21 protein-coding genes are annotated in these 23,300 nt (G+C 74.0%); 15 read left to right on the plus strand and 6 right to left on the minus strand.

All coding sequences use genetic code 11. The features are described from left to right. Positions 1-77 precede the first annotated feature (77 nt). From BJY28_RS11840 to BJY28_RS11850, 3 genes are read left to right on the plus strand one after another with little or no spacing between them, the layout of a single operon-like run. Positions 78-677, plus strand: coding sequence for a DUF5998 family protein (locus BJY28_RS11840; RefSeq protein ID WP_179463192.1), 600 nt, complete (start codon positions 78-80; stop codon positions 675-677). A gap of 8 nt (positions 678-685) precedes the next feature. Then, a complete protein-coding gene (locus BJY28_RS11845) occupies positions 686-1,846 on the plus strand; it encodes an alkaline phosphatase family protein (protein ID WP_179463193.1) in 1,161 nt (386 codons plus the stop codon). Beyond that, positions 1,839-2,513 (plus strand): thymidine kinase, encoded by a 675-nt coding sequence (locus BJY28_RS11850; RefSeq protein WP_179463194.1) that lies wholly within the window; start codon positions 1,839-1,841, stop codon positions 2,511-2,513. The genes BJY28_RS11845 and BJY28_RS11850 overlap by 8 nt, the downstream gene beginning before the upstream one ends. A 141-nt stretch (positions 2,514-2,654) precedes the next feature. On the opposite strand, the gene sepH is transcribed toward BJY28_RS11850, so the two are convergent. Further along, positions 2,655-4,016 (minus strand): septation protein SepH, encoded by a 1,362-nt coding sequence (sepH, locus tag BJY28_RS11855; protein ID WP_179463195.1) that lies wholly within the window; start codon positions 4,014-4,016, stop codon positions 2,655-2,657. An 88-nt stretch (positions 4,017-4,104) separates the two neighbouring features. Between sepH and BJY28_RS11860 the strand changes: the two genes are divergently transcribed. From BJY28_RS11860 to BJY28_RS11890, 7 genes are all read left to right on the plus strand, one after another. Further along, on the plus strand, positions 4,105-5,247 hold the full coding sequence (locus BJY28_RS11860; RefSeq protein ID WP_179463196.1) for a ferrochelatase: 1,143 nt from the start codon (positions 4,105-4,107) through the stop codon (positions 5,245-5,247). Positions 5,248-5,249: 2 nt separating this feature from the next. Continuing rightward, on the plus strand, positions 5,250-6,140 hold the full coding sequence (locus BJY28_RS11865) for an inositol monophosphatase family protein (RefSeq protein WP_179463197.1): 891 nt from the start codon (positions 5,250-5,252) through the stop codon (positions 6,138-6,140). Positions 6,141-6,280: 140 nt separating this feature from the next. After that, positions 6,281-6,580, plus strand: a complete 300-nt coding sequence (locus BJY28_RS11870; protein WP_179463198.1) for a DUF4193 domain-containing protein — start codon at positions 6,281-6,283, stop codon at positions 6,578-6,580. A gap of 4 nt (positions 6,581-6,584) precedes the next feature. Continuing rightward, positions 6,585-7,064 carry a dUTP diphosphatase gene (dut, locus tag BJY28_RS11875; protein ID WP_179463199.1) on the plus strand — a complete coding sequence of 160 codons (480 nt, stop codon included), beginning with the start codon at positions 6,585-6,587 and terminating at the stop codon, positions 7,062-7,064. After that, positions 7,061-7,825: a DUF3710 domain-containing protein gene (locus tag BJY28_RS11880; protein ID WP_179463200.1), complete on the plus strand. Its 765-nt coding sequence runs from the start codon at positions 7,061-7,063 to the stop codon at positions 7,823-7,825. The genes dut and BJY28_RS11880 overlap by 4 nt, the downstream gene beginning before the upstream one ends. Further along, complete coding sequence (locus tag BJY28_RS11885; RefSeq protein WP_179463201.1) at positions 7,825-8,205, plus strand: OB-fold nucleic acid binding domain-containing protein; 381 nt, start codon at positions 7,825-7,827, stop codon at positions 8,203-8,205. Before BJY28_RS11880 ends, BJY28_RS11885 begins: the two co-directional genes overlap by 1 nt. Beyond that, positions 8,198-8,950 carry a DUF3159 domain-containing protein gene (locus BJY28_RS11890; protein WP_179463202.1) on the plus strand — a complete coding sequence of 251 codons (753 nt, stop codon included), beginning with the start codon at positions 8,198-8,200 and terminating at the stop codon, positions 8,948-8,950. The genes BJY28_RS11885 and BJY28_RS11890 overlap by 8 nt, the downstream gene beginning before the upstream one ends. Positions 8,951-8,998: 48 nt before the next feature. Here the strand turns inward: BJY28_RS11890 and BJY28_RS11895 are convergent, their stop codons facing one another. Both BJY28_RS11895 and BJY28_RS11900 read right to left on the minus strand, forming a co-directional pair. Beyond that, on the minus strand, positions 8,999-9,676 hold the full coding sequence (locus BJY28_RS11895) for an NAD-binding protein (protein WP_179463203.1): 678 nt from the start codon (positions 9,674-9,676) through the stop codon (positions 8,999-9,001). Between the two features lie 3 nt (positions 9,677-9,679). Further along, a complete protein-coding gene (locus tag BJY28_RS11900; RefSeq protein ID WP_179463204.1) occupies positions 9,680-10,348 on the minus strand; it encodes an NAD-binding protein in 669 nt (222 codons plus the stop codon). Here BJY28_RS11900 and BJY28_RS11905 point away from each other — a divergent pair. The 3 genes from BJY28_RS11905 to acnA all read left to right on the plus strand — a co-directional run bounded on the left by BJY28_RS11905 (position 10,335) and on the right by acnA (position 16,859). Beyond that, entirely contained in the window at positions 10,335-12,416 is a 2,082-nt protein-coding gene (locus tag BJY28_RS11905) for an APC family permease (RefSeq protein WP_179464107.1), read from the plus strand. The two genes, BJY28_RS11900 and BJY28_RS11905, sit on opposite strands and share 14 nt — an antisense overlap. Then, positions 12,413-13,828, plus strand: coding sequence for a class I SAM-dependent RNA methyltransferase (locus BJY28_RS11910; protein ID WP_343037088.1), 1,416 nt, complete (start codon positions 12,413-12,415; stop codon positions 13,826-13,828). Before BJY28_RS11905 ends, BJY28_RS11910 begins: the two co-directional genes overlap by 4 nt. 343 nt (positions 13,829-14,171) lie before the next feature. Further along, entirely contained in the window at positions 14,172-16,859 is a 2,688-nt protein-coding gene (gene acnA / locus BJY28_RS11915; protein ID WP_179463205.1) for an aconitate hydratase AcnA, read from the plus strand. A 117-nt stretch (positions 16,860-16,976) separates the two neighbouring features. On the opposite strand, the gene BJY28_RS15880 is transcribed toward acnA, so the two are convergent. After that, on the minus strand, positions 16,977-17,795 hold the full coding sequence (locus tag BJY28_RS15880) for a VOC family protein (RefSeq protein ID WP_218875316.1): 819 nt from the start codon (positions 17,793-17,795) through the stop codon (positions 16,977-16,979). 85 nt (positions 17,796-17,880) lie between these two features. Then, complete coding sequence (locus tag BJY28_RS16905; RefSeq protein ID WP_179463206.1) at positions 17,881-18,717, minus strand: helix-turn-helix domain-containing protein; 837 nt, start codon at positions 18,715-18,717, stop codon at positions 17,881-17,883. 123 nt (positions 18,718-18,840) lie between these two features. Between BJY28_RS16905 and BJY28_RS11930 the strand changes: the two genes are divergently transcribed. Both BJY28_RS11930 and dxs read left to right on the plus strand, forming a co-directional pair. Then, positions 18,841-19,278: a hypothetical protein gene (locus BJY28_RS11930; RefSeq protein ID WP_246313397.1), complete on the plus strand. Its 438-nt coding sequence runs from the start codon at positions 18,841-18,843 to the stop codon at positions 19,276-19,278. A gap of 103 nt (positions 19,279-19,381) precedes the next feature. After that, the gene (dxs, locus tag BJY28_RS11935) at positions 19,382-21,244 is read left to right on the plus strand and encodes a 1-deoxy-D-xylulose-5-phosphate synthase (protein ID WP_179463207.1); all 1,863 of its coding nucleotides are present in this window, start codon (positions 19,382-19,384) and stop codon (positions 21,242-21,244) included. A 109-nt stretch (positions 21,245-21,353) separates the two neighbouring features. Here the strand turns inward: dxs and BJY28_RS11940 are convergent, their stop codons facing one another. Then, positions 21,354-23,186 (minus strand): helix-turn-helix domain-containing protein, encoded by a 1,833-nt coding sequence (locus BJY28_RS11940; protein WP_246313398.1) that lies wholly within the window; start codon positions 23,184-23,186, stop codon positions 21,354-21,356. Positions 23,187-23,300 lie beyond the last annotated feature (114 nt).

Genomic DNA, 23,300 nt, shown 5'->3' on the forward strand with positions numbered 1-23,300 from the left:
AAGCCTTCCCCGGCGAACGGCGCATTATCGGGTTACCCGATAAAGGGGAGGTGAGGGCGGGGCGGCGGTGGGGCACAATGGCGGCCATGCCCGCACCCGCCGACCTGACCGCGATCGACCTGCCGAGCGACCTCACCGCCGCGATCGAGCGGGCCGGCTACTACCCGGCCCTGGTCGCCGACGTCGTCAAGGCCGCGGTGGGGGAAGAAGAGGTCGTCTCGCACCTGGTGCACCAGGAGACCACCTTCGACCAGGAGAACATCCGCCGGCACATCACCGTGCTCGCCCGCACGGGCACCCGGCTGGTCATCGCGCACGCCGACGACCACGCCGACGAGGCCGCCAGCGACCAGGTGGCCACCGCCAGCACCGAGTGCATCCCGCTGTCCGCGGTGCGCGGGGTGATGCTCACCCACGTCGTCGCCGACCCGGCCCGCTACGTGCCCGGCTCGCTGGGCCGCGAGGTCACCCTGACCATCGGCTGGGGCACGATCAGCCGGGTCGACCTGCTCCCGGCGCAGTGCGCCGACCCGGCCTGCGAGGCCGACCACGGCTACGAGGGCACGATCACCTCCGACGACATCGCGCTGCGGGTCAGCGCGGACGCCGAGGGACGCGGCGCCCTGGACCGGGCCAGCGCCTTCGCCCGCGACCTCTCCGCCAGCATCGGCCGCTGAGCCCGCCGGTGCTTCCCCGACCCCCGCAGGCGACCGCGGTCGAGGACTCGCTCGCCCGGGTCCTGCCCGCCGTCGCCACCAGTCTCGGCGTGCCCGGCCTGTATCGGCCCGGTGACCGTGAGCTGCCGCCGGCCCGGGGCGCGGTGGTCGTCCTCGTCGACGGGCTCGGCGCCCACCTGCTCGCCCGTCGCGGCGGGCACGCCCCCTTCCTGCGCTCGTTGCTGGCCGACCCGGCGACGTCGCGCACCCTCGGCTGCGGCTTCCCCTCGACGACGGCCACCTCGATGGGCACCTTCGGCACCGGCACGCTGGCCGGGGAGCACGGGCTGGTCGGCTACGAGGCCTACGACCCGGCCGGGGAGGCCGTCTTCAACGAGCTGTCCTGGGAGGACGGGCCGGACCCGCTGCGCTGGCAGCCGCAGCCGACCGTCTTCGAGGCGGCGGCCGCCGCCGACGTGCCGGTGGTGCGGATCGGGCCCCGCCACTTCGACGGCTCCGGCCTGACCCGGGCGGCGCTGCGCGGCGGCCGGTTCGTCGCCGCCCGTGACCTGGCCGGCGGTGTCGACGCCACGCTGGCGGCGCTGCGCGCGGACCCGGCCAGCCTCGTCTACCTCTACTGGGGCGAGGTGGACAAGGTCGGCCACGTGCACGGGTGCACCTCGTGGCAGTGGGGCGAGGAGCTGGAGTCCGTGGATGCCGAGCTGGCCCGGCTGGCGCGGCTGCTGCCGCCGGACGTGGCGCTGCACGTCACCGCCGACCACGGCATGGTCGACGTGCCCGAGGAGACCCGCCTCGACCTCACCGTGGACACCGAGCTGGCCGCCGGGGTGCGGCACTACTCCGGAGAGCCTCGATGCGTGCAGCTGCACGTCGAGCCGGGGGCCGACGGGGACGTGCTGGCCACCTGGCGGGCCCGTCTCGGCGACGACGCGCTCGTGATGAGTCGCGATCAGGCGGTCGCCGACGGTTGGTTCGGAGCGGTGGCGGGCCGGGTGAGCCCGCGGGTGGGTGACGTCATCGCGGCGATGACCGGTCCGGTCGCGGTCAGCGACGCGCGCCGCCACCGACCCGAGCTGCGGGCGCTGGTGGGGCTGCACGGCTCGGTCACCGACGACGAGGTCGCCATCCCGTGGCTGAGCGTGCTCCCGGACGGGGGTCGGCGTGGCTGAGCTGGTCTTCTTCTCCGGGACGATGGACTGCGGGAAGTCGACCCTGGCGCTGCAGATGGACCACAACCACCGGGCGCGCGGCCGGCACGGGGTGGTCTTCACCCGGCTGGACCGGGCGGGGGAGTCGGTGCTGTCCTCGCGGCTCGGGCTGGCCACCGATGCCGTCGAGCTCGCCGGGGACATCGACGTCTTCGAGACGGTCGTGGCCCAGCTGACCGCGGGCGACCGGGTGGACTACCTCATCTGCGACGAGGCGCAGTTCTACCAGCCCGAGCAGATCGACCAGCTGGCGCGGGTCGTCGACGAGCTGGACATCGAGGTCTTCGCCTTCGGCATCACCGCCGACTTCCGCACCCGGCTCTTCCCCGGCAGCCAGCGCCTGCTCGAGCTGGCCGACCGGGTCGAGGTGCTGCAGGTCGCCGCGCTGTGCTGGTGCGGCCGCCGGGCGACGCACAACGCCCGGGTCGTCGACGGGCTCATGGTCGTCGAGGGGGAGCAGGTCGTCGTCGGTGACACCGCGACCTCGGCCAGCGAGGTGGAGTACGAGGTGCTCTGCCGCCGGCACCACATGCGCCGGATGAACGCGAGGGCGGCGCACGCCGCGGCCGCCTCGGCCGATGTCCTCCCCTTCGACCTCGACGCCTGCCCGCTGCCGCCCCGCCCCTGACCGTGCGCCCTAGACCCCCGGCTACCACGCAGTAAGTGCTGTGATCACAGCACTTACTGCGTGGTAGGTCGCGTCGTAGGGGGAGCGTCGCGTCGAAGGGTGGGCGTCCTGGGTGGGGACGAAGGGAGGGGGAAGGGGTGGTCAGTCCTTCTTCGCGCCGAACATCACGTCGTCCCAGCTGGGGACCCGCGCGCGACCCTTCTTCTTCGAGGGGGCCGGGCGTGGGGAGTCCTCGGACCCGGCCGCGTCCGTCTCGCCGGCTCCGCCGTCCGAGGCGTCGTCGGCGGTCGGTGCGTCGTCGTCCTGCTCCGGTCCGGACGTCGTGCCCTCGTCGGTGTCGCGCTGAGCGGTCTCGGGACCGGTGGGAGCCGCGTCGGCCTCGTCCGTCAGGGTCGGCTCGAGCGCCACCTCGGCGAGCCCGGGCTCCTCGGTGGGGGATGGGTCGACGGAGGGCTCATCGACGGGGGAGCCGGCCTGCTGGTCGCTCGGCGCCTCGACCGGGTCACCGGTCGGCTCCGGCTCGTCGGCCGGCGCGAGCAGCTCCGGCTCGTCCGCAGATCCGGGCGCCGCAGCGTCGGACGGTCCAGCCTCGCCCCCCGCAGGGTCCGGCGAGGCCACGACCGGCACCGCGACGGCCGGCTCGACCCGCTGCGCGTCCTGCTCCTCGGCAGCCCGAGCGAGATCCTCGGGGTGCGGACCCTTCGCCGAGGGCGGCAGCTCCTCCGCCTCGTCCAGCGGCAGCGACTCCGCGCCGGGACGGGCGGCTCCACGGCGCCGGCCCCCGCGTCGCCGCCGGTTGCGGGCCCCCGAGGACTCCCGCATCGAGGCGATGAGGTCGTCGGTGTCGGCCCGCTGCCCGGGCCGCTCGCTCGCCTCGACGTCGAAGACGTCGGTCGGGCGGTGCACCTGGGCCGGCACCGGGCCGGCCGGGGTGTCCGCCTCGGAGAGCCACTTGGCCTCGTCGTTGCGCGCCACCACGCTCATCCCGGCGGCGTCGAACCACCAGGTGGCCAGCCGGTCCCGGCCACCGGCGAGGAAGCCCGCCGAGACCGTCCACTGCCCGTCGCCGTCGCGGGCCGCGTCCCAGACGACGCTCGCCGCGTCCACGCCCCGCTCGGAGAGCCGGGCCGCCGCCCGCTGCCCCAGGGTCTCGGTGGCCCCGGCGGCGTTGCTGCCGCGCAGCCGCACGCTCTGCGCGCGGGTCGCCACATGGTCCCGCTCGGCCAGCACCGGACCCTCGAAGCGGGCCACCCGCTCCGGCGTCCAGCCGGTACGCGCGGCCACCTCCTCGGCGGTGGCGCCGGCCCGGATCATCGCCTGCACGTCCCGGGGCCGCACGTCGCCGTCGATCTCGATCTGCAGCTGCCCCAGCCGCGGCCGGTCGCGCCGGGCCGCCGCCCGCAGCGGGTCGTCGATGCGCAGCCGGAACCGCTCGCCCGCATCGTCGGCGACGACCAGGTGCTCCCCGTCGTCGTGCACGCCGATGAGTCGCAGGTCGCGCATGGTCCCTCCTGTGTCCGCGTGGTGGTGAGCCGCACTCTGCCACGACCGCCCCGCGAGCCTGCGCGTACACGCCGCTAGGGTCGGTCTCATGGTCGACCCGGAGACCCCCGCCGTCCCCGCCAGCGCCGCCGCCGAGCAGGCCGAGCACCCGCTGGCCCCCTACGACGCGGTGCTGCTGCAGTCCTTCGGCGGGCCCGAGGGGCCGGACGAGGTGCTGCCCTTCCTGCGCCGGGTCACCGCCGGGCGCGGCATCCCGGACGAGCGGCTCGTCGAGGTCGGCGCGCACTACCAGCTCTTCGACGGGGTCAGCCCGATCAACGGGCTGAACCGCCGTCTGCTCAGCGACCTCGCCACCGAGATGGAGCAGCGCGGCTGCTCCCTGCCGGTCGCCCTCGGCAACCGGCACACCGACCCCTTCGTCGGCGACACCCTCGCCGACCTGGCCGCCGGCGGCGCGCACCGGGTGCTCGCGGTGACCACGAGCGCCTGGCGGTGCTGGTCCTCCTGCCGGCAGTACCGCGAGGACCTGGCGAAGGGGGTCGACGCCGCCGGCGTCGACCTGCAGATCGACAAGGTCCGCCCCTACGGCGAGCACCCGGCGGTCGCCGGCACCTGGGCGCGGCTGCTCACCGACGCCGTCCGCCCGCTGGTGGAGCAGGGGATCCGCCCGCACCTGCTCTTCGTCACCCACTCGATCCCGGAGTCGATGGACGAGACCTCCGGGCCCGGGGACGGCGAGGGCCGCGCCTACTCCCGCGACCAGGTCGCCCTGGCCCGGGCGCTGGTCGCCGAGGTCTCCACCGCGCTGGGTGTCGAGCTCGACGGCGGGCTGTCCTTCTGCTCCCGCTCCGGCCCCCCGCACGTGCCGTGGCTGGAGCCGGACGTCGGCGACCGGATCACCGAGCTCGCCGCCGAGGGGGTCGAGCACGTCGTGGTCGCCCCCACCGGCTTCGTCTCCGACCACATGGAGGTCGTCTACGACCTCGACACCGAGGCCGCCGAGACGGCCGCCGAGGTCGGCATCGGCTTCACCCGGGTGGACACCCCGCAGCCGACCTCCTCCTTCGTCGCCGGGCTCGTCGACCTCATGCTGGAGCGGGCCGCCGAGGCGCGCGGGGAGGAGCCGGTGCGGGTCACCTGGCGCGACCTGGACTCCCACCCCTCGGTGTGCCCCCCCGGCTGCTGCCCCAACCTCAGCACCGCCGCCCCGGCGCTGTGCGGACAGGACTGATCGTGCGCCCCGACCCCGCCGCCCTGCCGGTGCCCGCCGACGAGCTGCCCGCGCTGGCCGACCTCGCCCTGGAGCTGGCCGAGGAGGCCGGCGAGCTCGTCCGCGACGAGCGCCCGGTCGAGCTGGGGGTGGCCGCCACCAAGAGCTCGGCCACCGACGTGGTCACGGTGATGGACCAGCGCAGCCAGGACCTGCTGCTGCGGCGGGTAGGTCAGCACCGCCCGGAGGACGCCTTCCACGGGGAGGAGTCCGGCGGGCGCAGCGGCAGCTCCGGTCTGACCTGGGTGGTCGACCCGATCGACGGCACCGTCAACTACCTCTACGGCATCGCCGCCTACGCGGTCTCGGTGGCGGTCGTCGTCGGCGACCCCGCCGTGCCCGGGGGCTGGCACCCGGTGGCCGGGGCCGTGGTCAACCCGGTCAGCGAGGAGCGCTACCAGGCCGCCCTGGGCCACGGCGCCACCCGCGCCGTCGGGTCGGACGCGCCGGCGCCGCTCGACGTGGGCGCCGGCCCGGACGCAGGCCTGCCGGTGGCCCTGCTCGGCACCGGCTTCGGCTACGAGGCCGGCCGCCGCGCCTGGCAGGGGCAGGTCGCCGCCCGGATGCTGCCCCGGGTGCGGGACATCCGCCGCCTCGGCAGCGCCGCGCTCGACCTGTGCCGGGTCGCCGACGGCAGCCTGGACGCCTACTACGAGCGCGGGCTCAACCCCTGGGACCTGGCCGCCGGCTGGCTGGTGGCCACCGAGGCCGGTGCGCGCGTCACCGACCTGTCCGGGGGCGACCCTCGGACGGCGATGACGGTGGCGGGTCCGCCGCGGCTGCACGAGGAGCTGCTCGGAGCCCTGACGGAGGTGCTCGCCGAGGTCGGCGAGGAGCCCGCCGAGGGCCGCTGAGCAGACCCGTCGGGGATACCTCTTGGCGCTGAGGTCGGTGGTAGGGCACAATCCGGCGCGCCGGGCACAAATCGGGCACTCTCCGCGTTGTCCACGGCGACCGGGGCCACCTGCGACAGCACTGAGAGAGACAGGGAGACATGGCGACTGACTACGACGCGCCACGGAAGACCGACGACGATGTGTCGGAGGACTCCATCGAGGAGCTGAAGTCCCGTCGCGGCGATGCGAGCTCGTCCAACGTCGACGTCGATGAGACCGAGATGGCGGAGGGCTTCGAGCTGCCCGGCGCCGACCTCTCCGGCGAGGAGATGTCGGTCCGGGTCGTGCCGCGACAGGCGGACGAGTTCACCTGCACGAGCTGCTTCCTCGTGCACCACCGCAGCCAGCTGGCGTCCGAGGGGGCGTCCGGGCCGGTGTGCCGGGAGTGCGCCGCCTGAGACCGTGACCGACGCGACCATCCCCGCGGTCCACGTCCGGAGGCTGCACCCGGACGCGGTCCTGCCGGCGTATGCGAAGGCGGGCGACGCCGGAGCCGACCTCACCGCGGTCGCCGAGGTCACCCTGGCCCCGGGGGAGCGGGCCCTGGTGCCCACCGGGATCGCCGTCGCGCTGCCCGAGGGCATCGTCGGGCTGGTCCACCCGCGCTCGGGCCTGGCCGCCCGGCACGGCCTGTCCGTGGTCAACGCCCCGGGCACCGTCGACGCCGGTTACCGCGGCGAGATCATGGTCAACCTCGTCAACCTCGACCCGCGCGAGAGCGTCACCGTGCGCCCGGGCGACCGGATCGCCCAGCTGCTCGTCCAGGAGGTGCTCCGGCCGGGCTTCGCGGAGACAGATTGGCTTCCGGGCAGCGAACGGGGAGAGACTGGGCACGGATCCAGCGGGGGCCTCGCCCCCGGCCCGACGACAGGAGGTCGATGATGTTCGGCCGGAAGAAGAAGGCCAGCCCCGCCGACGAGGCGGACGCCGGGACCACCGAGCGCGAGACGGCAGCCGCGGACGGGAGCACCGCCGAGGACACCGACGGCACGGGTGGCGCCGACAGCGCCGCCCAAGGGCCGCGTGACGTCGCCGACGCCGGTGAGCTCGGCGAGCGCATCGACCTCGGTGCGCTGCAGGTCGCCCCGGTCCCCGGGATGGAGCTGCGCCTCGAGCTGGACAAGCAGCAGCAGGTCACCGGCGCGGTCGTCGCGATCGGCGACTCGATCGTCCAGCTGCAGGCCTTCGCCGCGCCCCGCTCCGCCGGGATCTGGGGCGAGATCCGGGACGAGATCGAGCAGATGATCACCGGTCGCGGCGGCACCGTCGACGTCGGCCAGGGCTCCTTCGGCGCCGAGCTGCGCACCCGCCTGCCGCAGTCCGGCGCGCAGGGCCGCACCGTCTTCGCCCCGGCCGTCTTCGCCGGCGTCGACGGACCGCGCTGGCTGCTGCGGATGGTCTACTCCGGCCCGGCCGCGGTCGACCCCGAGCAGCGCGAGCGCCTCGACGAGGCCGTCCGCGGCATCGTCGTCGTGCGCGGCGACGAGCCGCGCGCGCCGCGGGAGATGCTGCCGCTGAGCATGCCCAGCCAGCCCGAGACCGCCGAGCCCGCGGACGAGGTCGAGGAGGAGGGGCAGGAGCAGTCGAAGGGCGGCGACCTGCGGCCCTTCGAGCGCGGCCCCGAGATCACCGAGGTCCGCTGATGGCTCCCGGGCTGCTGCAGCGGATCTCCGACCTGCGCCGCTCGGACGACGACCTCGCCGCCGACGAGCTGCGCGAGGCCGTCACCAAGCACGGCTGCACCTCGATCTCGCAGTGCAAGGACCGGGAGATCGTCACCGTGGGCGGCACCATCACCTGCGTGACGATCCGGCCCAAGGGCAACGTGCCCACCCTCGTCGCCGAGCTCTTCGACGGCAGCCGCAAGGTCGTCCTCGTCTGGCTCGGGCAGCGCCGCATCCGTGGCATCGAGCCCGGCGCCTACCTCAAGGCGACCGGCCGGCTGGCCCACCCCAAGGGGTGCCCGACGATCTTCAACCCCGCCTACGAGCTGCTGCCGGACGGGGACGCCCAACGTGGCTGAGCCGACGGTCGGCGGTCCCGGGCCGGCCGGCCCGGTCGGTCCGCTGCCGGTGACCACCGTCGAGGAGCTCATCCGGCGGCGGCTGTCCGACGCGCTCGGCGGGGTGCGCGGGTCGCTGGAGACCACCCTGCCGATGCTGGCCTTCGTCATCGTCTGGGCCAGCACCGCCGACGCCCGGCTCTCCCTCGGCGCGGCCGCGGGCCTGACCGTGCTGCTGCTGCTGGCCCGGCTGGCCCAGCGCCAGACCCCCCAGTTCGTGCTCACCTCGGTCGTCGCCACCGGGCTGGCCGCCTTCTTCGCGCTGCGCTCGGGCAACGCCGAGGACGCCTTCCTGCCGGGCATCCTCACCAGCATCGCCTGGGGGATCGGGGCGCTGCTCTCGGTGCTGCTGCGCTGGCCGGTGGTCGGCTTCATGATCGGCGCCGCCGACCCGGCGATCGCCGAGGGCGACCCCTTCCGGTGGCGGCGCAACCCGGCCGCGGTCCGGGTGTGCAGCCGGCTGACCCTCGTCCTCGTCGGGCTCTACGCGATCCGGGTGGCGATCATGGGCCCGCTCTACCTCGCTGGCAACATCGCCGCCCTGACCGTCGCGAAGGTGGTCCTCGGCTGGCCGCTGTGGGCCGGGGCGGTCGTCGTCATGGGGCTGCTGCTGGTGCGCGGTCGCACCCCGATCGACCCCGACGACGAGCTGGTCCGCGGGCACAGCCTCGCCGCCGACGCCCAGCGCGAGCACGGACCGGCCTGACCGGTCCGGTCACCCGGCCGCCGGTGCTCGACCGGGGCCGCCCTCGGCTCAGCCCCGCCCGGGGCGGGCCTGCGGGCGCATCATCGTGCTCAGCTCGGGCTCGTCGTCGACCGTGGTCAGGAAGAGCAGCTCGTCGTGCGCCTCGAGCGCGTCGTCGTCGGTGGGCGCGATCGGCCGGTCGTCCCGGATGATCCCGACGAGCAGGGTGTCCGGGGGGAAGACGATGTCGCCCACCCGGCGCCCGACATGCGGGTTGTCGGCCGGCAGGGTGATCTCGGTCATCGTCGTGCTGCCCTGCTGGAACTCGAAGATCCGCACCAGGTCACCGACGCTGACCGCCTCCTCGACCAGGGCGGTCATCAGCCGCGGCGTGCTCACCGCGACGTCCACGCCCCACGACTCGTCGAACATCCACTCGTTCTTCGGGTTGTTCACCCGGGCCACGGTGCGCGGCACCCCGAACTCGGTCTTGGCCAGCAGCGAGACCACGAGGTTGGCCTTGTCGTCGCCGGTGGCGGCGACGACGACGTCGCAGTCGTCCAGGCGGGCCTCCTGCAGCCGGCTGATCTCGCAGGCGTCACCGGCGAGCCAGTTGGCCTCGGGCAGCCGCTGCACCCGGACCTGGTCGGCCTCCTTGTCGATGAGCAGGATCTCGTGCCCGTTGTGCAGCAGCTCGCGGGCGATGGAGCGCCCGACGCTGCCGGCCCCGGCGATGACGACGCGCACGGCTCAGGCCTCCTGCCGGGCCGGGGGAGCGTCCAGGATCCGCTCGACCTGCTCGACCCGGTCGGTCGCGATGACGAGGTGCACCAGGTCACCGTCCTGGTAGGCGGTGCTCGGTCCGGGGACGATGCCCTCGCCGAGCCGGGTGACGTAGGCGACGCGCACCTGCGCGGCCGCCTCGAGACGGGACAGCGGCAGACCGACCCAGTCCTCGTGCACCGGGACGTCGACGATGACCAGCCGCCCGGAGGCGTCGGCCAGCTCGGGCACCTGGGCCTGCGGCAGCAGCCGCCGCAGCACCTGGTCGGCGGTCCAGCGCACGGTCGCCACCGTGGGGATGCCCAGGCGCTGGTAGACCTCGGCCCGGCCCGGGTCGTAGATCCGGGCGACGACGTGGTCGACGCCGAAGGTCTCCCGGGCCACCCGGGCGGCGAGGATGTTCGAGTTGTCGCCGCTGGAGACCGCGGCCAGCGCGTAGGCCTGCTCGATCCCGGCCTGCACCAGGGTGTCGCGGTCGAAGCCGACGCCGGTCACCCGGGTGCCGGCGAAGTCGGGGCCGAGCCGGCGGAAGGAGCCGGGGTCCTGGTCGACGACCGCGACGTCGTGCCCGGAGCGCTCCAGGTTGCGTGCCAGGGAGGCGCCCACGCGCCCGCAACCCATGATGACGAAGTGCACGAGAGCGACGGTACACGCCGCGCACCGCCCGGCCTGGCGGGTCTTACACTCGTCCTTCGTGTCCTCAGGACGTGTCCTCAAGCGGCTGCTCGTCGGCCGCGCGAAGCGTAGCGATCGGCTCAGGGAGACCCTGCTGCCGAAGAAGATCGCGCTCCCCGTCTTCGCCTCCGACGCCCTCAGCTCGGTGGCCTACGCCCCGGACGAGATCCTGCTGACCCTCGGCCTGGCCGGCGGCGCGCTGGTGCTCACCCACTCCTGGGAGGTGGCGCTGGCGGTCGTCGTCGTCATGGTCGTCATCGTGCTCAGCTACCGGCAGAACGTGCGCGCCTACCCCTCCGGCGGCGGCGACTACGAGGTGGCCAGCGTCAACCTCGGCCCGCGCGCCGGGCGGACCGTGGCCAGCGCGCTGCTCGTCGACTATGTGCTCACCGTGGCGGTGTCGGTCAGCTCGGGCGTGCAGAACGCGGCGGCCGCCTTCCCGGCGATCCGCGGCTACGAGGCGGCGGTGGCGATCGCCATCATCCTCGGGCTCACCGCGATGAACCTGCGGGGGGTGCGCGAGTCCGGGACCGCCTTCGCCATCCCCACCTACCTCTTCATGCTCACCGTGCTCGGCATGGCCGTGGTCGGGCTGGTGCGGCGCAGCACCGGTGACCTGCCGCTGGCCGAGAGCGCCGACCTGAGCATCGCGCCCGAGGCCGGCTACGAGCAGCTGAGCACCCTGGCGATGGCCTTCCTGCTGCTGCGCGCCTTCTCCTCCGGCTGCTCGGCGCTGACCGGGGTGGAGACGGTGAGCAACGGGGTGCCCGCCTTCCAGGAGCCGAAGAGCCGCAACGCCGCCACCACGCTGGCGCTCATGGGGCTGATCTCGATCACCATGCTGCTGGCGATGATGGCGCTGGCCTCGTGGACCCAGGTGCACTTCGCCGAGGACCCGCAGAGCCAGCTGGTCGGTCCGGACGGGCAGCTGGTCGGCCCGGACTACGTCCAGGACACCGTGATGACCCAGGTGGCCCAGTCGGTCTTCTCCGGCTTCGGCGCGGGGGTGGTGCTGGTCTCGGTGGTCACCGCGCTGATCCTCGTGCTGGCCGCGAACACCGCCTTCAACGGCTTCCCGGTGCTCGGCTCGATCCTCGCCCGGGACGGCTACCTGCCGCGTCAGCTGCACACCCGCGGCGACCGGCTCGCCTTCTCCAACGGCATCCTGCTGCTGGCCGGCGCGGCCGCGGTGCTCATCGCCATCTACGACGCCCAGGTCACCGCCCTCATCCAGCTCTACATCGTCGGGGTCTTCGTCTCCTTCACGCTCAGCCAGGTCGGGATGATCCGGCACTGGAACCGGCACCTGCGCGTCGAGCGCGACCCGCAGGCGCGCCGCACGATGCAGGTCAGCCGGGCGATCAACACCCTCGGCGCGGTGCTCTCCGGGACGGTGCTGGCGGTGGTGCTGGTCACCAAGTTCACCCACGGCGCCGGCTGGGCGGTGGCCGCGATGATCGCGCTCTACCTGCTCATGCGCAGCATCCGCCGGCACTACGACCGGGTGCGTGACGAGCTGGCGGTCAGCGAGGACGACACCCGGGCCCAGCTGCTCCCGTCGCGGGTGCACGCGGTGGTCCTGGTGAGCAAGATCCACAAGCCGACGCTGCGGGCGGTGGCCTACGCCAAGGCGACCCGCCCGGCGACGCTCGAGGCGCTGACCGTGGACGTCGACCAGGACGAGACCCGGGCGCTGCAGGACGACTGGGAGCGGCGCGGGATCCCCGTGCCGCTGAAGGTGCTCGGCTCGCCCTACCGCGAGGTGACCCACCCGGTCGTCGACTACGTGAAGTCGATCCGCTCCGGCAGCCCCCGCGACATGGTCGTCGTCTACATCCCGCAGTACGTGCTCGGGCACTGGTGGGAGAAGGCGCTGCACAACCAGAGCGCGCTGCGGCTGCGCACCCGGCTGCTCTTCACCCCCGGCGTCATGGTCGCCTCGGTGCCCTGGCAGCTGGCCAGCGCCGAGGGGGCCGAGCAGCGTCTCGACGGTCCGGTGGCCGGCGACGTGCGACGGGGTGACTGGTGAGCGGGCCGGGGCTGGGGCCCGGACGGGAGCCCGAGGCGGAGTCCGGTCCGGGTGCCGACGAGCTCGTGCCCGGTGTCGAGGTGGAGGTCGAGGTCGGGCCGGTGGCCCACGGCGGGCACTGCGTCGCCCGGCACGAGGGCCGGGTGCTCTTCGTCCGGCACGCGATCCCCGGCGAGCGGGTCCGCGCCCGGATCACCGAAGGGGGTCCCGGCGACCGCTTCGTCCGTGCCGACGCCATCAAGATCCTGCGCGCCGACAGCCACCGGGTGGCGCCGCCGTGCCGCTACGCCGGCCCCGGGGGCTGCGGCGGCTGCGACCTGCAGCACGTCGAGATCGGCCACCAGCGCACGCTCAAGGGGCAGGTCGTCGCCGAGCAGCTGAGCCGCCTGGCCGGGGTGGAGCGCGACGTCGTCGTCGAGGCGCTCGACGACGAGGGCGGGCTGGGCTACCGCACCCGGGTCGAGCTGGCGGTCGGGACGGCCGAGGCTCCCGAGGGGGCGGCGACACCGGTGCTCGGCCTGCGTCGGCACCGCAGCCACGAGATCGTGCCGGTGGCCACCTGCGCCATCGCCGACCCCCGGGTGGACGAGGGGGTGCGGGAGAGCCACCAGGACGCCGTGACCGAGCCCGAGGAGCTGGCCGGGCTGGCCGCGCTCGACGTCGTCGCCGCCGCCGGCGAGGCGGACACCGTCGTCGTCGAGGTGCCCGGCGACGCGGACGGGCGGCCGCTGCCGACCCCGCCGCTGCCGCTGACGGAGCTCGTCCCGGCGGGGGACGGGCGGCGCGAGGCCCGGGTGGACGCCCGCGGCTTCTGGCAGGTGCACCGGGACGCACCGCGGGCATTCGTCGAGGCGGTCCTTGAGGCGGCCGCGGTGGCGCCGGGGGAGCGGGTGCTCGACCTCTACGCCGGGGTGGGGCTGCTCTCCGGGCCGCTGGCCCAGGCCACCGGCGAGGGCGGTCAGCTGGTGGCCGTGGAGAGCGACCGGCGGGCCGGGGGGCACCTGCGGGAGAACCTCGCCGACCTGCCGCAGGCGCTCGCCGTGACCGCGCGGGTGGACGAGGCGCTCGGTGTCTCCGGGCGCCGGTCGGGTCGCGGTGGCGGCCGTGGCGGTGGTGGGCGCTCGGGCGGACGGGCGCGTCGGGGAGGAGCCTCCTCGCCGCTGCTGCCGCCCAGCGCCGACGTCGTCGTGCTCGACCCGCCGCGCAGCGGCGCCGGCCGCGAGGTCGTCGAGGCGCTGCTGCGCCTGCGCCCGCGACGGGTGGTCTACGTCGCGTGTGACCCGGCCGCGCTGGCCCGGGACACCCGCTACCTGCGCGAGCGGGGCGCCGAGCTCGTCGGGCTGCGGGCGCTGGACGCCTTCCCGATGACCCACCACGTCGAGTGCGTCGCCACCTTCGCCCCGTCCCCCTGATCCGCAACTGCCCGGGCAGTTGCCCAGACCAGGCGCGATTTGCCCGGGCAGTTGCGCAGACGAGGCGCGATTTGCCCGGGCAGTTGCGGGACCTAGGGGATTTGCCCGGGCAGTTGCGGAGGCCGGTGAGATTTGCCCGGGCAGTTGCGGGAGCGGGCGCGATTTGCCCGGGCAGTTGCGGTGCGTCAGTAATTTGCCCGGGCAGTTGCGGAGGCCAGGCGCAATTTGCCCGGGTAGCTGCGACGGAGGGGAGGGTGAGGGGGCGCACATCGGCCGGGCCCGCTGTGATAGATTTATCTTGATGTCAAGATAAGGCGCACCTAAGAAGCCAGGTGCCGCCGGGATGAGGGAGTCGACCGTGGCCAGTGTCAACACCTTCGACGCGAAGAGCGCGCTCACCGTCGGGGACCAGACGTACGAGATCTTCCGCCTCGCGGCGGTCGAGGGCTCGGGCGATCTGCCCTACAGCCTCAAGGTGCTGCTGGAGAACCTGCTGCGCACCGAGGACGGGGCCAACGTCACCGCCGAGCACATCCGCGCGCTCGGCGGCTGGGACCAGGACGCCCAGCCGGACACCGAGATCCAGTTCACCCCGGCGCGCGTGATCATGCAGGACTTCACCGGCGTGCCCTGCATCGTCGACCTCGCCACCATGCGCGAGGCGGTCGAGGAGCTCGGCGGCAACGCCTCCAAGATCAACCCGCTGGCCCCGGCCGAGCTGGTCATCGACCACTCCGTCGTCATCGACGTCTTCGGCCGCGAGGACGCCTTCCAGCGCAACGTCGACTTCGAGTACCAGCGCAACCAGGAGCGCTACCAGTTCCTGCGCTGGGGGCAGACCGCCTTCGACGACTTCAAGGTCGTCCCCCCGGGCACCGGCATCGTCCACCAGGTCAACATCGAGCACCTGGCCCGCTCGGTCATGGTCCGCGACACCGACGAGGGCACCCTCGCCTACCCGGACACCTGCGTCGGCACCGACAGCCACACCACCATGGAGAACGGCCTGGGCGTGCTCGGCTGGGGCGTCGGCGGCATCGAGGCCGAGGCGGCCATGCTCGGCCAGCCGATCTCGATGCTCATCCCGCGGGTCGTCGGCTTCAAGCTCACCGGCGAGATCCCGCCGGCGGCCACCGCCACCGACGTCGTGCTGACGATCACCGAGATGCTCCGCGAGCACGGTGTCGTCGGCAAGTTCGTCGAGTTCTACGGCGAGGGCGTGGCCTCGGTGCCGCTGGCCAACCGCGCCACCATCGGCAACATGAGCCCCGAGTTCGGCTCCACCTGCGCGATCTTCCCGATCGACGACGTCACCGTGGACTACCTGCGGATGACCGGCCGCGACGAGCAGCAGCTCGCCCTCGTCGAGGCCTACGCCAAGGAGCAGGGCCTGTGGCACGACCCGAGCACCGAGCCGCGCTTCTCCGAGCGCCTCGAGCTCGACCTGTCCACCGTCGTCCCCTCGATCGCCGGCCCGAAGCGCCCGCAGGACCGGATCGTCGTCTCCGAGGCGAAGGAGCAGTTCGCCTCCGACGTGAAGAACTACGGCGTGGACGGTGACCTGCGCGAGGTCGAGGTCAGCTACGCCGGCCAGACCTTCGGCCTCAAGGACGGCGCCGTGGTGATCGCCTCGATCACCTCGTGCACCAACACCTCCAACCCGTCGGTGATGATGGCCGCGGCCATGCTCGCCAAGAACGCGGTCGAGCGCGGCCTGGACGTCAAGCCCTGGGTGAAGACGTCGATGGCGCCCGGCTCGAAGGTGGTCACCAACTACTACGAGAAGGCCGGCATGTGGCCCTACCTCGAGAAGCTGGGCTACCACCTCGTCGGCTACGGCTGCACCACCTGCATCGGCAACTCCGGTCCGCTGCCGGAGGAGATCAGCCAGGCCGTGCAGGAGAACGACCTCACGGTCACCTCGGTGCTCTCCGGCAACCGCAACTTCGAGGGCCGGATCAACCCGGACGTCAAGATGAACTACCTGGCCTCCCCGCCGCTGGTCATCGCCTACGCCCTGGCCGGCACGATGGACGTCGACTTCGACTCCGAGCCGCTGGGCCAGGACGCCGACGGCACCGACGTCTTCCTCAAGGACATCTGGCCCAACCCCGCCGACGTGCAGCGCACCATCGACGAGGCGATCAGCCAGGAGATGTTCACCGACAAGTACGCCGACGTCTTCGCCGGCGACGACCGCTGGCGCTCGCTGCCGACGCCGGAGGGCGACACCTTCGCCTGGGACGAGGACTCGACCTACGTGCGCAAGGCCCCGTACTTCGACGGCATGCAGAGCGAGCCGGCCCCGGTCGAGGACATCTCCGGCGCCCGCGTGCTGGCCCTGCTGGGTGACTCGGTGACCACCGACCACATCAGCCCGGCCGGCGCCATCAAGGCGGACAGCCCGGCCGGCAAGTACCTGGCCGAGCACGGCGTGGAGCGCAAGGACTTCAACTCCTACGGCTCGCGGCGCGGCAACCACGAGGTGATGATCCGCGGCACCTTCGCCAACATCCGGCTGAAGAACCTGCTGCTGGACGGCGTCGAGGGCGGCTTCACCCGCAACTTCCTCGACGGCGGCGAGCAGACGACGATCTTCGAGGCCAGCCAGGCCTACCAGGAGGCCGGCGTGCCGCTGGTCGTCCTGGCCGGCAAGGAGTACGGCTCCGGCTCCTCGCGCGACTGGGCCGCCAAGGGCACCACCCTGCTGGGCGTCAAGGCCGTCCTCGCCGAGTCCTACGAGCGGATCCATCGCTCCAACCTCATCGGCATGGGCGTCGTCCCGCTGCAGTTCCCGGCCGGCGAGAACGCCGCCAGCTACGGGCTGGACGGCACCGAGACCTTCGACGTCACCGGCCTCACCGCGCTCAACGAGGGGACCACCCCGCGCACGGTCACGGTGACTGCGACGAAGGAGAGCGGCGAGACGGTGGAGATCGACGCCGTGGTCCGTATCGACACCCCCGGCGAGGCGGACTACTTCCGCAACGGCGGCATCCTGCAGTACGTGCTGCGTTCGCTGGTGAAGTGAGCCGGCGCGGGGGATGACCCCGCCACGCACCAGGGCCCGGACACCATGTGGTGTGCGGGCCCTGGCGCGTGCTGAGGGTGCGACGCGTGGGCCGCCAGCCGGCGGCGAGCGCGCCGGTCAGCTCATCTCGGCCAGGGCGGCGTCGATCTGCTCCGGTGACATCGTCAGCGGGCCGGAGACGAGCCACTGCTGACCGAAGGGGTCGATGAGCCGCCCCTGGCGCGCGCCGTAGGGCTGGTCGGTCAGCGGGAAGCGCACCGTGGCACCCGCGTCGACCGCCCGCTCCCACACGGCGTCCGGGTCGCCGACGGTCAGCTCCAGCAGGACACCCGGCGCACCCGCCGCCACCGGGTCGGCGTCGTCGGCGTCCTTGACCTGCACCTCGACGCCGAGGTCACCCAGTCTCAGCTGGGCGAAGACGACCGACCCGTCGATCGCGTGCCGCGCCTGGACCTGTGCGCCGAAAGCGTTGCCGTAGAAGGCGATCGCCGCGTCCGCGTCGGCCACGACGAGCTTCGGGCGCAGCGCCGCCGGACCGTGCGCCCCGGCGTAGGAGCCGAAGCTGAGGACGTTGCCCTCGGGGTCGGACACCGTGCAGCTGCGGCCGCCGTAGTCCTGGTCGGCGGGCGCGGCGAGCGAGCGCCCGCCGGCGTCCAGGGCGCGCTGGTGGGTCTCGTCCACCTCGGCGTCCCGGTCGAGGACGCAGTAGATCCGCCCGCGCCCGACCTGGTCGTCCTCGGCGTGGTCCGAGCCGCGGCGGGCGGAGCCGAGCATGAGACCGCCGGTGGCGCGCCAGGCGTACTCGCCGTGCGCGACGACCTGCCGGTCCTCGTCCTCGTGGTGCAGCGCCACCCGACGGAAGCCCACCGCCTCGAGGAAGGCGGTGCCGGTGGCGGCGTCGTCGTAGGTGAAGATCGCGTAGCTCTGGCTGCTCATGGGAGCAGTCTGGGCGTCGGCGGCCGCAGGTGTCTTGGACGAACGGGAACTCTCCCTTCGGCCCGGAGCCGAGCGTCCGGTGCGGTCAGTCCGGGACGAAGAAGGGGTGGTCCAGGCTCTGCCGGGGCGTCCGGCCCGACAGCGCCACCCAGTCCCGGGTGAGGTGCGACTGGTCGGTGTAGCCGGCCAGGGCCGCCGCCTCGGCGAGACCGACCTGGGGTGCCAGGCGCCGGGCCCGCTCCCGGCGCAGCAGCCGGGCAGCCTGCTTGACCGTCACGCCGAGCTCGGCGCCGACCTGGGCGCTCAGGTGTCGCCGGGACCAGCCGACCTCGTCGGCCAGCACGCCGACCGCGGTGCCGGGGCTCTGCGCCAGCCGCCGCCAGGTGGTCGCCACCTCGTCGCGGGCGGCCGGGGCCTGCTCGTCGAGGGTGGCCCGCAGCATCGTGTCGAGCAGCGCGAAGCGGGCCGGCCACGAGTCGATCGCCGCCAGCTGCTCGGCGATGCTCGACCACACCGCCCGTCGTCGATGGTCCCCGGCGGCCAGCACCTCGACAGGATCGACGAGGCTCTGGTGCACCGCCGACGGTGGCACCCCGAGGAGCCGGCGGACACCGGTGGGTGTGAGGGAGAGCTGGATGCCGTGCTGCACGCCGTCGGTGCGGATGACCGCGGGCCGGGTGTGCAGCCCGCAGAGCAGCACCTCGTGGCGCTGCGTGCCGGCACCGGCCCACCCCAGCCGGATCGGTGCGTCGAGGGTGATGATGACGGTCGCGGCGGGGGAGGGCTCACCGTGGTGGACCGCGTCCGGGTGCAGCCGTACCCGGTAGCCCTGGTAGCTGTCGAGGTAGGGGCGCAGCGCCGGGGAGGGCAGCCCGACGGCGGCCTCGGCGGAGCGCACCGCGCTCTCCTCGGTATCAGCCACCCTCGATGTCACCCACCCTCGTGTCACCCACTCGCGTTGTCACCCACCCCGACGATGCTAGGGCGACGGTGGCGGTGCTGACCGTCTGTACGTGCTCGCTACCGGTGACCTATCATCGAACGCATGTTCGACTCGTCGCCGCCGGTGCGGGTCGCCCGACCCGGGTCGCCGGGGGCGGCGACCGGGACGGCGGCCACCCGTGGCGGCCCTCCGGGCTGGCCGGAGCGGGTGCCGCCGCCGGGCGCGGCGGGCTGGCAGCCGGCCGTGGTCGGCTGGCTGCTCGACCTCTGTCCGCCGGACTACCGGGGCTACGGCGCGGTGCGGCGCCACCCCGAGGTGCTCGCCTGGTTGGCCGAGCAGCACGTGGGCGCCCAGCTCGCGGCGATGCGTGAGGCCTACCGCAGCGTGCGGGTGGAGATGGCCGACCAGCTGCCGGCCGGGGCGACCGACGCGGTGCTGGTCTGCCTGGAGCGTGAGGGGCTGCGGCTGCGGTCCGCGCAGCGCTCGGTGGCGCTGGTGCGGGAGGCCCTCGACGGGGCCACCTTCGTCCCCCGGCTGTGACCGGAGGCGGCGGGCGGGACCCCCTTCGCCCGCTCCCAGCACGCTCACAGCGTCGGGCACGTAGACTCGATCGGTCACCCCGACCCCGGAAGGACGCGCCAGCGTGGCCCTGCTCGAGACGATCTCCTCACCCGACGACCTCAAGCGGCTCCCGGCGGAGCAGCTGGACGCGCTCGCCGAGGAGATCCGCGAGTTCCTCGTCGCCGAGGTCTCCCGCAGCGGCGGCCATCTCGGCCCCAACCTCGGCGTGGTCGAGCTGACCATCGCCATGCACCGGGTCTTCGACAGCCCCAGCGACACCCTCGTCTTCGACACCGGCCACCAGAGCTATGTGCACAAGCTGCTCACCGGGCGGCAGGACTTCTCCGGGCTGCGCACCCGCGGCGGGATCTCCGGCTACCCCAGCCGCGGCGAGTCCGAGCACGACGTCGTCGAGAACAGTCACGCCTCCACCTCGCTCTCCTGGGCCGAGGGGATCGCCAAGGGCTACCGGCTGCGCGGCGAGGAGCGGCACGCGGTGGCGGTCATCGGCGACGGGGCGCTCACCGGCGGGATGGCCTGGGAGGCGCTGAACAACATCGCCGCCGACAAGGACCTGCCGCTGGTCATCGTCGTCAACGACAACGAGCGCTCCTACGCCCCGACCATCGGCGGGCTCGCCGACCACCTGGCGATGCTGCGCACCAACCGGCAGTACGAGCAGGTCCTCGACTGGGGCAAGGACAAGCTGACCCGCACCCCGGTCGTGGGCCGCACCGCCTACCAGGCCTTCCACTCGATGAAGAAGGGCGCCAAGGACTTCTGGGCGCCGCAGGGGATGTTCGAGGACCTCGGCATCAAGTACCTCGGCCCGGTCGACGGGCACGACGAGGAGGCCGTCGAGCAGGCGCTGCGCCGGGCCAAGGCCTTCGGCGGGCCGGTCATGGTGCACTGCATCACCCAGAAGGGCCGCGGCTACGAGCACGCGGTCAACGACCTCGCCGACCAGTTCCACGGGATCGGGAAGATCAACCCCGAGACCGGGCTGCCGCTGGAGATCGCCGGACGCAGCTGGACCGACGAGTTCTCCGACGAGATGGTCGCCCTCGGCGCCGCCCGTCAGGACGTCGTCGCGATCACCGCGGCGATGATGATGCCGGTCGGGCTGCAGCCCTTCGCCGACGCCTACCCGGAGCGGATCTTCGACGTCGGCATCGCCGAGCAGCACGCCACGACGATGGCCGCCGGCCTCGCCTTCGCCGGGATGCACCCGGTGGTGGCGATCTACGCGACCTTCCTCAACCGCGCCTTCGACCAGCTGCTCATGGACTGCGCCATGCACCGCGCCGGGGTCACCTTCGTCCTCGACCGCTCCGGCGTGACCGGACCGGACGGCGCCAGCCACCACGGCATGTGGGACCTGGCCCTGGCCACCCTCGTGCCCGGGGTGGCCGTCGCCGCCCCCCGCGACGGGGCCGGGATCCGCCGGGCGCTGCACGAGGCGGTGGACATCGACGACGGGCCGAGCATCGTGCGCTTCCCGAAGGGGAGCGTCGCCGAGCCGGTGCAGGCGGTCGCCGAGTACGAGGGCCTGGACGTCCTCGCCGGTGACGTCGCCGACGACGTCGACGTGCTGCTCGTCTCCGTCGGCGCGATGGCCGAGACGGCCCGGACCGCCGCCGAGAAGCTCTCTGCCGAGGGGCGGACCTGCCTGGTCATCGACCCGCGCTGGGTGCTGCCGGTGCCGGACGCGCTCGTCGCGCTGGCCGCCCGGGCCGGGACGGTCGCGGTGCTCGAGGACGGCAACGTCGCCGCCGGTGTCGGCGCCGAGGTCGCCCGGGTGTGCACCGAGGCCGGCGTTGCCACGCCGGTGCTGCGGATGGGGCTGCCCAAGGAGTTCATCCAGCACGCCTCCCGCGGGCAGGTGCTCGACGCCGCCGGGCTCACCCCGGACGCCGTCGTCGAGCGGATCCGCGAGCGCGGCTGACCCTCGCTGGCTCGTCTCCCGGCAGTCCTAGGACTGTCGCGCGGGACCTGCTGCGCGCACGGTCCGGGACGGCTCTCCTAGGTTTGTCGGACCTGGGGGCGCGGCAGGGTCAGGGGGCGCTCGTGATCAGCCGGCGCAGGTGCAGCGCGAGCTGCACCTGCAGCGCCCGGTCCGGCTGCTGCCAGCCCGGGCCGAGCACGGCGGCCACCCGGTCCAGGCGCTGGGTCACGGTGTTCGGGTGCACGTGCAGCGCGGCGGCCGCGTGCCGCGGGCTGGAGCCGGCCGCGAAGTAGGCGTCCAGCGTGGTCACGAGCTCGGTCCCGCGCGCCTCGTCGTAGTCGAGCACCGGCCCCAGCACCGACCGGACGAAGGGGGCCACCTGCGGCCCGGAGCCGACGACCAGACCGGCGAAGCCGAGGTCGTCAGCGCTGCCCCCTTCGCCCGAGCGGCCCAGCGCCTGCAGCGCGGCGACCGCCCTGACCGCCTCCGCGAAGGCCTCGGCCGGCTCCCGGCCAGGCCCGGCACCGCCGACGGTCAGCGGCTCGGGCACGACGCGGGCCAGCCGGCGCGCCAGGTCGGCGGCAGCGGCGGAGGCGTCCTGCGCGGACAGGAGGGCGACGATCCGCCCGTCGTGCTCCCCGACGACGCCGTCGGCGCCCACCAGGGCGCCCACCGACAGCAGCACCGAGCGGCGCCGGTCCGGCGGCACGTCCTCGACGACGAGCACGCACCCCGGGCGTCGGGGGTCGATGCCGGCCTCGCGGGCAGCGGTGGCCACGGCGTCGTCACCGCCGCGGCCGGCGACGATCGCGGTGACCAGGTCGGTGCGCCGCCGCTGCTGCTCGTCCTGGCGCCGCCGCTCGCCGAGCAGCACCAGGGCCGCGACGACGGCGGCCCGCTCCACGGTGCGGGTGTCGGCGAGGTCGAGCTCGTCGTTGCCGCCGACCACGAGATGACCGAGCACCTCGTCGCCCGCAGCGACCGCCACCACCCAGCGCTGCCCGTCCCGGGTGAGCCGGTCCGCGGCAGCCGCCCCGGGTCGTGGGGTCAGCCGCTCACCCGGACGGTGCCCCGGCGGCGGTGCCCCGGCGGCGCTGGTCACCGTGCCGGCGGCGTCGGTGAGCACAGCCCAGCCTCCGAGCAGGTCGACGACGGCCGCGGCGATCTCGTCGGTGCCGCCACCGCCGAGGACCACCTGGGCGAAGGTGTCGTGGGCCGCGGCGGCCCGCCGCACCCCGTCGCTCTGCCGGCGCACCGTCTCGTGGGCGCGGGAGAGCTCGGCGAGGGCGCGGGCGGTCTCCTCGTGCGCCTCGACCTGGGCGATGCTCACCGCGGCCAGCGCCGCCAGCGAGCCGAGCAGCGCCACCTCGTCCCGGCTGTACGGGCGCGGGGTGCGGTGCGAGGCGAAGAGCACCCCGACGAACTGCCCCTGCAGCAGCAGCGGGGTGCCGCAGATGGCGACGATGCCCTCGTCGCCGACGGCGCTGTCGATGGCACTGGTGTGCACGAACCGGTCGTCGGCGGCGTAGTCGGGGGTCCAGTAGGGGGTGTGCGTCTTGGCGACGAGCCCGCCCAGGCCGGCGCCGAGGTCGAGGCGCACCGCCTGGAAGGCGGCCGAGACCGAGCCGGCGGTGGCCCGCATGTAGGTGTCCCCGCGCTCGGCGTCGAAGAGGGTGAGGTAGGCGACGTCGGTAGCCATGAGGGTGCGGGCGCGGCGGACGATCGCGTCGAGGACCCCGGCGGGGTCGCGCAGCGCGGCGAGGTCCTGGGCGGTCTCGACGAGCGCGTGCAGCTCGTGCTCGCGCCGGACCAGGGCATCGGTGGCCCGGCGCACCGCCAGCGCCAGCTCGCGGTGGTGCGGGTCAGCACCGGCCGCGGCGATCTCGTCCGTGGTGGCGCCGGCGGCGAGCAGCTCCAGCAGCGCGGCGGCGTCGGCGGACATGCCCGGCATCCTAGGGCGCCGCTCGTTCATCGCTGCGGCCCTGCCGCAGCGGTGGCCCTCGGTGGGACGCGGTCCGGCACCGAGGACGGGAGCACCTGCCCGGGCGTGAGCAGG

The sequence above is a fragment of the Janibacter alkaliphilus genome (genome assembly GCF_013408565.1).
Classification (GTDB): domain Bacteria; phylum Actinomycetota; class Actinomycetes; order Actinomycetales; family Dermatophilaceae; genus Janibacter; species Janibacter alkaliphilus.

Bases quoted from the DNA above. Each gene is read 5' to 3' on its own strand.
- sepH (WP_179463195.1), bottom strand. From the start codon at position 4,016: ATGCGCGACCTGCGACTCATCGGCGTGCACGACGACGGGGAGCACCTG.
- BJY28_RS11905 (WP_179464107.1), top strand. From the start codon at position 10,335: ATGACGAAGTGCACGAGAGCGACGGTACACGCCGCGCACCGCCCGGCC.
- BJY28_RS15880 (WP_218875316.1), bottom strand. From the start codon at position 17,795: ATGAGCAGCCAGAGCTACGCGATCTTCACCTACGACGACGCCGCCACC.
- BJY28_RS11940 (WP_246313398.1), bottom strand. From the start codon at position 23,186: ATGTCCGCCGACGCCGCCGCGCTGCTGGAGCTGCTCGCCGCCGGCGCC.
- BJY28_RS11930 (WP_246313397.1), top strand. From the start codon at position 18,841: ATGTTCGACTCGTCGCCGCCGGTGCGGGTCGCCCGACCCGGGTCGCCG.
- BJY28_RS11885 (WP_179463201.1), top strand. From the start codon at position 7,825: ATGGCTCCCGGGCTGCTGCAGCGGATCTCCGACCTGCGCCGCTCGGAC.
- BJY28_RS11880 (WP_179463200.1), top strand. From the start codon at position 7,061: ATGATGTTCGGCCGGAAGAAGAAGGCCAGCCCCGCCGACGAGGCGGAC.
- BJY28_RS11870 (WP_179463198.1), top strand. From the start codon at position 6,281: ATGGCGACTGACTACGACGCGCCACGGAAGACCGACGACGATGTGTCG.
- acnA (WP_179463205.1), top strand. From the start codon at position 14,172: ATGAGGGAGTCGACCGTGGCCAGTGTCAACACCTTCGACGCGAAGAGC.
- BJY28_RS11840 (WP_179463192.1), top strand. From the start codon at position 78: ATGGCGGCCATGCCCGCACCCGCCGACCTGACCGCGATCGACCTGCCG.
- BJY28_RS11860 (WP_179463196.1), top strand. From the start codon at position 4,105: ATGGTCGACCCGGAGACCCCCGCCGTCCCCGCCAGCGCCGCCGCCGAG.